Here is a 10,103-nt window from a genome sequence, read left to right as displayed (position 1 = left end):
TTTGATCTATGTCAAGTTCTATATCAAGATAAATGGGGGTATCGTCATAGCTTTTATAAAAAATAAGAGTTGCACCTCTTGATTGGTCCAAATCTACTTGCAGTCTTTGATTTTTGTAGTCAGACGGATACAGTATGGTGTCAACAGGAGTGCTCAGATAAGCACTAAAGTCTGACGGCACCCCAAGGAACTGTTTTGGAACAGGTGTTTTTTGAATAGTTGAAGAAGACATTATCAAAAGATCGTCATATTTAGATAGAGTGGCTGATGATATGCTACTTGTTAGGCGCGATTTAATTTTGCTAAAAAGGTTAGAAAGCTTATCAGAATCATTGCCAATTAGCTTGTCTATTACTTTAGCGTAAATTTTTTTTACAAACTCTTCATCAGCTGCAAGTTCAGTAGCGATTGTGGACTTAATTATCTCTTTAAACTCGCCCAGCTCTTCCCCTTTAAATGTTTGATGGTTTACGGTTTTCAAAAAGTTTTTAAAGGTGATAGCGTTGCTACTTGCAACTCCATCATCAAGTAGTAAAAGATCAGTGTTTTTAACAGTCGTAACCTTATTTAAATCTTTGATTTGGACTGTTTCTTCCTCATCAATTAATAATTTTTCTTCTTCTCCAGCCATATAGCCTCCTTAATTGTTAAAAGTAATAATATTGTTACCAGTTTCATTATTAATTTTGAGAACTCTACCAATAGGAATAATCCCCTTTATAAAAGCATAAATTGAATGATCATAGCCTTTGGGAAGTGAGTTGAATACTAAAGCCTTTTTAGATGCAGCGTATCCTTTTTTCTTTTCTCTAATTAGTATCTTTTTAGGCCTTTTCCCTTTTGCAGTACTGGGTGTAATGAATGCAGTAAAGTTTGTCTTTATTGCCCCTTTTAAAGAGATATCAATAACACCAGCTTCAGGTGTAGTAACTGAAATATCCACATTCAAAAAAGCCTTAAAAATCAGTCTAAATGACTCGTCAGTGCCAATATGTCGTAAAGCAAAAATAACACTATTGATATTGCTTGTAATACTTTGTAGAGTTTGAGTTTTTGCATAAAAAATTGATAAGACTTGAGATATCCATATGGCAATATATCTTGATTTTATATTTTCTTTTGCATCAATGGATATGAAATTGGAATTAAGTGCTTTAAGCTCATTAAGAAGTTTTTGTGCGTACTCAGTTTCTGTACTTATAAATTTTTGAACTTCAGTGGTTTTTAAAAAATTAGGTATTTTCATACTTTTTAAGTATCAATGTCAATAAGTAGTCGATCAGTTGTATTGAAAAGCAGCATTGTATCATCAGTGATAGCAATATCTTGATTTGTTTGAAAATCGCCATCACTGATTTTTGAGATACTTTCAGTGTCTGTATCTTTAACACAAACTTTAATTTCCATAAACTTAATCCCTTTTACTTCATTGACTGGAGCAAAAAAGTCTTGATATTCAAAGCTAATGCCCATATCAGAATAGTTATTTGAAATAATCCTAGAATATATGTTTCTAATTTGAGAGTCTATGTTTAAGTAGAGATAGTTTTTAAGATCAAGTTTGTACTTTACTTTCATATAAACATATTTTCTTTTTCCCAGTGATATTTTGTAGGATTTAAGTTGCCCGGTTGGGTTGAGTCCATCAATTTCTATGTCTCCATCAAGTAAAGTACCACTAGGAGTTGTTAGATATAATGTTTTCCAAAGTTTAGCTTTAAATTCAGGATTGTTAATATTAGTCTTAGCAGTGTCTAATAAATCTTCTTTAAGAATTAGATATATATTAGCTTTACCAGCTGAACTTTTAATATTAGCGTGTTCCACTCCATTAAGATTAAGTAAAGCAGCTCGAACTGCGTTGTAAGTTGTGCTTTTAGAGGAAATATGTTCTTCAATTGCAGTCCAATAAGTACCACCCGGTTTCATTTTAGAAAAAAAGAGATTAAGCTCATTAATTATTTCTTCTTCAATTAATGCTAAAGAAGATGCAATAATGTTGTAAATCGAGCTATTACTATCATCAATGTTAATTCCATAATTTATGCGTAAGTATTCTCTTTTGGATCGTACTATATCCCCAATTGTGCGCTTTAGAATACCAAAATCAGAATCAAAAACAATACTCATAAAGTAAACTCCATATTCAAAACATCACCAGAGAAAAAAAAGGATATATTTGCTTTACGGTCTTGTATTGCAATTGAAATATTGATTATATCTAAGTTAAGATCTTTAGATATTTCATAAAAATAGTTTTTTACAGCTTGAAGATTATTAATTTTTAAAAGTTTCAAAAGCAAGAAATAGTCCAGGCCCCAATTAGGAGCATAGCTTAAACTACCCCTTAAGGTTTTTAGGAATATAAATAATTTTTGTTTTTGCTCGTCAATTCCATCAACAAGCGAAAAATCATTATTAAATACCAATTCAAAATTATTTCCAATTCTTAAATCCATACTAATAATTATACCATATTTAGCAAAAATTACTTAAACAAACTGTTGATATTAGCAGAAATTCTAGCGGTCACCGCTTGTAATGCTGGATAGTTAATAGTTGTTTTTTCGTCTCCTATGATAGTTATACCGTTGATAGCACTTACAATACTTTCCAGGATTTCTTTCAAGCTAGTTGTTTGGTTGACTATTTCAATTCTACTATTCGCTTTTATCTTAACAGTATCGGAAATTAAATTTAAAGTTTTTGGACTAATTGCGCTAAGTATGTAAAAATGATGTTTGTCGAAATGAATATCGTCATTTTTATCAAAAATATTGATGCTTGATTGAAGTAGTAAAACAGCATCGCCTTTTGATAGTTCAAAATTGATATTAGAAATATTTTTTGTGTGAATTTCTAAGTCTTCAAATTCTGGTATTATAACTACAGCTTCTTGTGTTTGCTGTTTAAATTCCTTTACAGTGCCAAGTCGAGTTATGAAAATATTTGAATAAATCCAATTTTTTACGTCTTCTTGTGTTAATGTATTTCCATAAATACGCTTGTTCATTTTGTAAATTATATGCTCTAAGTCCATTTTACCCCCTTTATTATCTCATTGGTGCAAAATTAGAGGCGTCATATAGCTTAAGTGATAATGAACAATCTCCTGTATTGCTAAGCCCCGCACTTGTTTCTTGTATGGTATTTTTTATAATGTTCCCTAGTCCGTCTATAAATGAAACTTTATCACCAACTCTTAGTTTATGTGTATAAAATATTTTAGCGTTCCAATATATACGCCTTGTCTTAAATTCATGCTCGATATCAACTTCTTGTTGTGGTATAAATTCAAGCCCATAATCTTCTAATGCCTCATAGTGGGTATTTTCACCTTCCTGTTCGTAATTAGTAAATACGAAATTGCATTCAATTTCGTAATCATGATAGCCAGTATCAGTTATTACGTTATGAACGTATTTTCCTTTTATTATTTTTTCAATAAACTCTTTTGGAGTTGAGGCATAAATATTTTTGTCGATTACTTTAAGTTTATCTTTATCATTCATGTTAATGATATTGCGATTAGGAAATACAGACTCTATCGCATCTTGCACCGTCATGCCCTTAAAGTTTTTACCCACTTTTCCCTCTTTGTCCTTCAATTTGCGATTGAAGAAGTTGCTATTAGTTAATAATTTAACTTCGAGCTCGACACTAAAATCTCCACCAGGATAATCAGTGCTCATGGGGTGCTCTAAAGTGCCCGCCATTATAAAATCAAATTTTTTCTCATGAGCAAATTTCTTATAATATATTTTTACTATATCTCCAAATTTTATGTGGTCGGTAAAGTCTAGTGGCAAGTTCCAAAGTACAATTTTTGCTTGTTTGGAACTTACAGTATTTAAGTCTGCTGATAATCTATTAAATATGGAAATATCAACATGAATTCTGTCTTGTGTATTGATTATAATTTTAGGAATTTTTTTCGGAAAAGGAGTTCCATCAGTTGATTTTTTTGATTCATCTACATTGTAAAACTCAATTTTAAAATCATAACTTAGTAGTACTGTTTTAGAATCATGAGTTACTAACATATATTATCCTTTATATTTTTCTAATTTAAATGTTTTCACTACCTCCATTGACAGACTAACTTCAACTTCATCGATGAAGGGAGTGTCCTTAAACGAAAGATTTGTAATTATAGCTAATTCTTTAAATCCAAAAGTTGGACTGTAGATAGTAAAAGGAACTTGAGCCTGCAGTCTATTGGATAGTTGTTCTTTTACAAGGTGAGAGTCAAAGCGGAACAAAAAATTCTCAAAAACAGTGGTTTTAAATATTGAAAGCATATGTTTGTACATAGAAGTTAATATCCCACCACTTAATGAGATATGTTCTCCTGTCATTACGGGGTTGTAGCTTACATATTGCGCTTTTCTATCATAATAGTTGATAACTGGTCGTTTAGAATAACTAGTATTATAAGACCGTGAGATTAGCTGGGTTTTTGGTTTTATAAAAAACAATTGTGGCACATATCCAAAACCTCTAAAATCTGGTCGTGGGTATAGCAATAAAAAGTTATCTGCTCCAAAAAGAGCAAGTAGTTGAGTCCCTATATCTTTTATTAATTGAGAAGTCTCTTCACACGACATTTCCCCTTCTTTTTTATTTTCGCAATTGTCACTATTTGCATTTATAATACCCGTAGAATCCTCTTTTTCTGCAGGCGATATTGTTTTATTATTAATAATATTTTTATTGTTAATGTCCATAAGTAATTACCTTTTACTACAACTTAATTCCAACAAGCCCTGCCAATAACTTCAGAGCGGCATATGCGACTTTTGCCGCCCCTGAAGATAATCCAGATAATGAGCCTATTGCACTTTGGAACGCATTGGAAATTGCAGAACCTATAGAACTTGCAACACTTGTAGCCATTTTGCTTATAATTCCGGTAATGCCCCCTGTATTATATGTTTTTATTAAGTCTTCGACCCAATCAATTATTCTTGAAGCACCCTCAAGCACCGGTTGCATACCCGCAGCAGTCACATTCATAAGAGATTGTTCAAGTTTGGTTAAATTGCTATCAATCTTTTCTTTCTCATCAGAAAATTTTGTAAGGCCGTAACTTGCGTAATCATTTTTTATTTCTTCTAATTTCTTAAATCTAAAGTTAAAATCTGTGCCCCGAACGTTCTCTTCATAGTTATCTTTGGCTTGTACCGTATATTTTTCGCCTTTTATTGTGCCCTCCATTGTATTATAAAGGTTCCCATATCCTCTAATATGCGCGTCAACAAGTGCTGCAGCCTCTTTCATGCTAGCATGACCGCTAGATACAAGATCGGCCATCATTTCCCCCGTAAGTTTTAATCTCTCTGGAGTCAATTGTTTCATACTTGTTAGAGTGCCCTTAATAAGAGAAAATTGCCGCAGAAACTCTTCTTTTTCTAAGTCACGCTCAAATCCTTTCCTATTATTAAGAATTCCCCCGGTAATATTCCCTTCCTTATCTTTAGTTCCCATAAATAATGCCCGTTGTTTTTCTGTATAAAATGCGCTATTGAGGTGTTGTGCTTTTTTCTGTTGAGAAATTGCTTCAACTGATTTTTTAATCCAGCCGAACACAAAACCAAAAATCCCACCACTTACTCTACTAACAGCGTTGCCAATAACAGTTCCTAGAGCGCTACCTATAGCAATTTTGGCAACAAGTCCTTTCCCTTGAGAAGCCGCTAGCATTTTACTTTTTGCTTTTGATTCTTTTGCAAGCTCTTTATACTCAAGGCGCCTTTTATCTCTATCAGACATTAAAGACCTTTTGAAAGCTTCTTTTCGAGCTTTTTCAAAACCCATGCCTTGTTTCATAAGCTTTTTAGTTTGTGTAAGTCTATATTTCTCAACACGCTCTCTTAAGCTTTCAAATTTAGTTTGTTTGCTTAATTCTTTTTTCTTATCCGACAAATTACTTTTTACAATATCTTTAGTACTACCCAAACTAGATTTTTTAGGCTTAAGATATTTTTCCATTTTGGTAATATCTTGTTCGATAGCTTTTTTTGTTGCTGCATGATCAAGAACGCCCTTAAATTTAATGGTGAATTTGTCGCTCATTAATCCCTCATTTACTTAAAATTAATTCATACAATTCTTTTTCTAATTTAAGATCAGCAATACGGTTAACTTCTAAAAGCTCATCATAAGGCATTTTCTTAACATCATCGTATGAGCAAATATTCATAATTACTGGAAAATAGTATTTATCGTTTTTTATCTCTTCAATCAAGTTGAAATACTTTTTTCTAGTCTCATTAAGACTTGCAATAGCTTTGTCAATATCTTTATTTATTTTCCTCATTTAGCAACTAGTTCATTAGAATTTGATGTAAGTGAAGCAGCTACTTTTTCATAATCAAAATTATCATCGATATAATCAAAAGTAACAAAATCGCCAACATTATTTTCGTATTCACTCAAATATGCTAAAGCGGGTTTTTTAAGGTCATTATCTGCGTGAAAAGTATTGAATTGCGCGGTGTAGATAATAGCAACAAGATAGTCCTTATAATAAGAGATAAATTCTCTATTTGCATCTAGAATTACATAAAATTCGTCTAAAAACTTTGGACTTATCATTAAGCTTGTAATTTCTCTTAAGTATTTAACTTCATTAAGCTTATAAATAGCGTCGCTTTGATTAAATCCTAGTACTCTATCCCATTCGTAGACTGGTAATACTCTAAGTGGGTATTCATAGGTTTTATTTTTGGTTAAAATTTTCATTTTATATCTCATTATCATGGAAAGATTCTCCTTTTAGCTTTTATTTGGGTGTGTTTTTTGGCAATTAATAGCCCTAATCTCAAAAGTCACTTTTTCAGCTTCTGCTGAATAACTTCTTGAGGGTTCTTCAGTGAAAATTGCATGGTTAGAAATAATTTTGGTAGCAATTCTATCATTGAATGCTAAATCAAGCATTTTATCATATTTGCTAACATCCATGTTATAAAACTGATCGTCTGCAATTTCAGTTAACGCAATATAGTCATGACTGCCTAGAGTGACTTCAATGTTGAAAATATAAGTTATAGTTTTAGGGTCACGTAAGCTTATTACAGGAAATCCTTTGTCTTCAGTACTAACAACTGCTCTTGTAGTAGGCTCGCTTGTAAGCTCTAGTTTACCACTGTGCAGTTGTATACCACCGATTGAAAAGTAAACTTCCCTTAAATCATAAAATTGCATAATTTTTAACTCCTTATACGTTTAAACTATTTTGATAATCAACTATATCTTGAGAAGTAATCACTAAAGTAGCTGCATTAATACTAAAGTTGTAAGTAATATTCACGCTAAGTTCCAATTTAAGCTGTTTGGTGCCTGATAGGGTAAGCTTTAAGTCCTTGTATTCTACAAGTAGTCCCCTATCAATAAACCGTTTGAGTAGGCATTCAATTGCTGAAGTATAGGCATTATCTCTAGCGCCACTAAGTTGTAGTGCAGATAATTTACTATTTTGTCTATTGTTTTTATTCCAAATTCGAATAAGCTCAACAATAGCCTCATTTTTTATGTAGTGGTAAGTAAAAATCTCGTCTATTGCTTTACCAGAAAGATCAACACCCTCCTTAAAAGCAGATATACCGTCAAGACCAGTCTCGTTAAGAAGTGAGTAAAAGTTAATTTTTGCATCCCTTAACTTTTTAATTACAGCATCGTCAAGAAGTGGCGTAGTAGCTAATGGCATACCATATGGATTAACAGAGTGGAAAATGCTTGCTTGATGCAAATATGCACTTATAAATTTAAGGTGTAAATTATCTCTATTATTGCTATAAACAACAATATTTCTTTCTTTCTCAAGATTGCTTTTATCCTTAAATAGTTCTTTTATCTCTTGCTCTTTAGTTGAGAATACAAAAAAAGTTGAAGACATTTTAAACTTGGCATAGTCATCTTTATAAACAGTTAGTCCATCATCTGAATTGTCCCCTTCAGTATTAATAAGCACAACAAAAGAGTGCCTATACGCTTTAAGATAGTTTTTAAGTTCCTCGGGCTTATCCTTATAAATGAAAAGAACAACTGATTTTAAGGACTCTTCAGTTGAATTGAAAAAATTTGACATTGCGGTTTTCAATAGTGTTTTTTCTTTTCCAAACTGATCTTGTCCATTTCCATTATCTTTTTCTAAAGTTTCAATTTCTTTTTCATAGTTATTAACAGTCAAACTCAATGTTTTATAGTTAGCAGCATCTTTGTTAACTTTAATTTTGGCTGTTTTGTAGACCAAAAGTGGATTGTAATAGTTGGGTGTATTAGCTTGAATGCTAGAGTCTACCAAACTTACACTAATTGTATTTTCAGGCAATTACGTACTCCTCCTTTAAAATTTCAATTGCTTTTACACTAGCATTAAATGCTACAGATGCACTGTATGCATGATTGCTATATTTTGTACCTAAATTTATTAGTCCAACTGTTTGCATATTAGATGTTGGATAAATGTAAAAGTTGATTTTATTTACATACTCGGGTTGAGATTGATTTTCTAAAGCATACTTATGGACTCTATTATGTAGAAACTCGCTAAGCATACCATAAAGTATTAGCATACGCGAATTAGCATCAAAATCTTTAGCATTTAATACTACTGCAATAATATATATTTGGAAATTCACACTAAATTCCAAAGCATTTTCATAAAATGCACCAGTTTTGCAGTCATGATCAAATAGATGTTCTGTACCATCAAATTTCAATGCTATTATATTGGGGCTAGCAGCTGTAATTTTTGAAAGGTACGGATGATTGTAAGTATTTATAATATCGCATTCAAAATTATTTTCAGTTGCATAGACCTTAAAGCCTTTAAATATTTGGATTAAATGATTTAAAATCGAATCTAAAGTTACAATCATTCAAGCACCTTATAAGTTAGTTCTGATAACATTTTTGATGTATCAACAAGTGGGATTGATGCAGTGCTGCTACCTTTTCTTAATTTGCTTTTGATTGTACTATCCTTTAAACCCGGTGTAACTTGCCCTGAGAGTACATAATTCTTATAGTATCTTACAAAAGCTTCTCCAATAGCACTCATTCCTAATTTAGGCTCAATATTGAACTTAGAATTTATATAACTATTGTTGATATATTCTCTAAATTCAGAACTACCAGCAATTTTAGTTAAATGTTTTCTTACTGGCAATTTAGCGCCGCCTTTTTCGTGCATTCTAGCAATATTAGAACGACCGCCAAACCAACCAATTTCCAATTCAATTGTAAAGTCTAGTCCGTCCATATAAATTCCTTTAAAACCAGCGTAAAGTATCCTATTGAAGAGTCAATGCTAAATATTTCAAAGTAAATCAAATCTGAAATTGATATTCGGTCTTTTAGTTCAAAGTTAAGATCTTGATATGTGTAAAGTTTAGAATATCCTTGAATATCAGATATATTGGAGTCATAAAGCATTGCAAGTTCTTGTGGTTTTATGTCAATAATTACTCCAGCAAATTCGGTGTACTTATTCTTATCAAATACTCTTTGATAAGAATCGTCATTTTCAAGTTTTACAACAGTGCCTTTATAAAATCTTAAAGGGCTAGGATCCTTAAAAACGTTGATCATACGTGTAGACATATCTGAGAGTCTTTTTCTAACGCCACTCACTATACAACTCCCACACAAGAGGGTGTTGAAGTTTCTCTTTTTAGTTTTTCTAAAAATGCATCAAGTTGTGAACAAAAGTTCTTATTTGACCCACAACTTTCTCCACCACCTTCTTCGCCTCCACCACTGCTAGGATAATAATCAAGTTCAAGCTCATTGAATTTCTCTTTTTTAATCCTCTCAAATTCAAATTCTCGAACAACCCCTTGCTTTCTTAATTGACAACCCATATGATAAAAGGTAAGTAAAAATATTTGTTCATATGTAAGTGAACTAGCGTCAATACCACGTGTTACCAAAATAGCTTGAAGTAAAGATAAGTGAAGTAGAAAATTTTGCCTACTTAGTGCTAGTTGATCTATTCCTAATAGCAATAACACTTGAGAATGAAGTTTTGTTGTTAAGAGTTCTTCTTCATTTTCAGCTTGTACTTGCAAGTCCTTTTGTTCGCTCATTTTATTTGCCTT

General features: G+C 31.9%; 16 protein-coding genes. All 16 read right to left on the bottom strand.

Annotated features, from left to right (window positions below; all coding sequences use genetic code 11):
- A partial coding sequence (locus QIA21_RS07390) for a DUF685 domain-containing protein (protein ID WP_418905837.1) occupies nucleotides 1-631 on the bottom strand: 631 nt, incomplete at its 3' end.
- 9 nt (nucleotides 632-640) lie between these two features.
- Entirely contained in the window at nucleotides 641-1,246 is a 606-nt protein-coding gene (locus QIA21_RS07385; protein ID WP_418905744.1) for a DUF735 family protein, read from the bottom strand.
- A gap of 5 nt (nucleotides 1,247-1,251) precedes the next feature.
- Nucleotides 1,252-2,130: a DUF276 domain-containing protein gene (locus tag QIA21_RS07380; RefSeq protein WP_418905820.1), complete on the bottom strand. Its 879-nt coding sequence runs from the start codon at nucleotides 2,128-2,130 to the stop codon at nucleotides 1,252-1,254.
- Nucleotides 2,127-2,459, bottom strand: a complete 333-nt coding sequence (locus QIA21_RS07375; RefSeq protein WP_418905666.1) for a contractile injection system sheath initiator — start codon at nucleotides 2,457-2,459, stop codon at nucleotides 2,127-2,129. Before QIA21_RS07375 ends, QIA21_RS07380 begins: the two co-directional genes overlap by 4 nt.
- 29 nt (nucleotides 2,460-2,488) lie before the next feature.
- Entirely contained in the window at nucleotides 2,489-3,040 is a 552-nt protein-coding gene (locus QIA21_RS07370) for a DUF777 family protein (protein ID WP_418905836.1), read from the bottom strand.
- Between the two features lie 13 nt (nucleotides 3,041-3,053).
- Nucleotides 3,054-4,043 (bottom strand): DUF693 family protein, encoded by a 990-nt coding sequence (locus tag QIA21_RS07365; protein ID WP_418905741.1) that lies wholly within the window; start codon nucleotides 4,041-4,043, stop codon nucleotides 3,054-3,056.
- 3 nt (nucleotides 4,044-4,046) lie between these two features.
- The gene (locus tag QIA21_RS07360; protein ID WP_418905740.1) at nucleotides 4,047-4,727 is read right to left on the bottom strand and encodes a DUF792 family protein; all 681 of its coding nucleotides are present in this window, start codon (nucleotides 4,725-4,727) and stop codon (nucleotides 4,047-4,049) included.
- A gap of 16 nt (nucleotides 4,728-4,743) precedes the next feature.
- Complete coding sequence (locus QIA21_RS07355) at nucleotides 4,744-6,075, bottom strand: DUF759 family protein (protein WP_418905835.1); 1,332 nt, start codon at nucleotides 6,073-6,075, stop codon at nucleotides 4,744-4,746.
- A 7-nt stretch (nucleotides 6,076-6,082) separates the two neighbouring features.
- Complete coding sequence (locus tag QIA21_RS07350; protein WP_418905738.1) at nucleotides 6,083-6,319, bottom strand: DUF1322 family protein; 237 nt, start codon at nucleotides 6,317-6,319, stop codon at nucleotides 6,083-6,085.
- Entirely contained in the window at nucleotides 6,316-6,762 is a 447-nt protein-coding gene (locus QIA21_RS07345) for a DUF1473 family protein (protein WP_418905737.1), read from the bottom strand. Before QIA21_RS07345 ends, QIA21_RS07350 begins: the two co-directional genes overlap by 4 nt.
- 15 nt (nucleotides 6,763-6,777) lie before the next feature.
- The gene (locus tag QIA21_RS07340; protein WP_006434231.1) at nucleotides 6,778-7,206 is read right to left on the bottom strand and encodes a DUF1463 family protein; all 429 of its coding nucleotides are present in this window, start codon (nucleotides 7,204-7,206) and stop codon (nucleotides 6,778-6,780) included.
- 13 nt (nucleotides 7,207-7,219) lie between these two features.
- A complete protein-coding gene (locus QIA21_RS07335) occupies nucleotides 7,220-8,332 on the bottom strand; it encodes a DUF787 family protein (protein ID WP_418905802.1) in 1,113 nt (370 codons plus the stop codon).
- Complete coding sequence (locus QIA21_RS07330; RefSeq protein WP_418905735.1) at nucleotides 8,325-8,882, bottom strand: DUF764 family protein; 558 nt, start codon at nucleotides 8,880-8,882, stop codon at nucleotides 8,325-8,327. Before QIA21_RS07330 ends, QIA21_RS07335 begins: the two co-directional genes overlap by 8 nt.
- A complete protein-coding gene (locus tag QIA21_RS07325; protein ID WP_418905734.1) occupies nucleotides 8,879-9,265 on the bottom strand; it encodes a hypothetical protein in 387 nt (128 codons plus the stop codon). Before QIA21_RS07325 ends, QIA21_RS07330 begins: the two co-directional genes overlap by 4 nt.
- Nucleotides 9,253-9,636: a DUF1506 family protein gene (locus QIA21_RS07320; protein ID WP_418905801.1), complete on the bottom strand. Its 384-nt coding sequence runs from the start codon at nucleotides 9,634-9,636 to the stop codon at nucleotides 9,253-9,255. The genes QIA21_RS07325 and QIA21_RS07320 overlap by 13 nt, the downstream gene beginning before the upstream one ends.
- Nucleotides 9,636-10,091 carry a DUF3890 domain-containing protein gene (locus tag QIA21_RS07315; protein ID WP_418456171.1) on the bottom strand — a complete coding sequence of 152 codons (456 nt, stop codon included), beginning with the start codon at nucleotides 10,089-10,091 and terminating at the stop codon, nucleotides 9,636-9,638. Before QIA21_RS07315 ends, QIA21_RS07320 begins: the two co-directional genes overlap by 1 nt.
- Nucleotides 10,092-10,103 lie beyond the last annotated feature (12 nt).

The organism is Borreliella japonica (assembly GCF_030438115.2).
Lineage (GTDB): Bacteria > Spirochaetota > Spirochaetia > Borreliales > Borreliaceae > Borreliella > Borreliella japonica.
The sequence above is the reverse complement of the archived record's forward strand: the minus strand, read 5'-3'. Positions and strand labels throughout refer to the sequence as shown.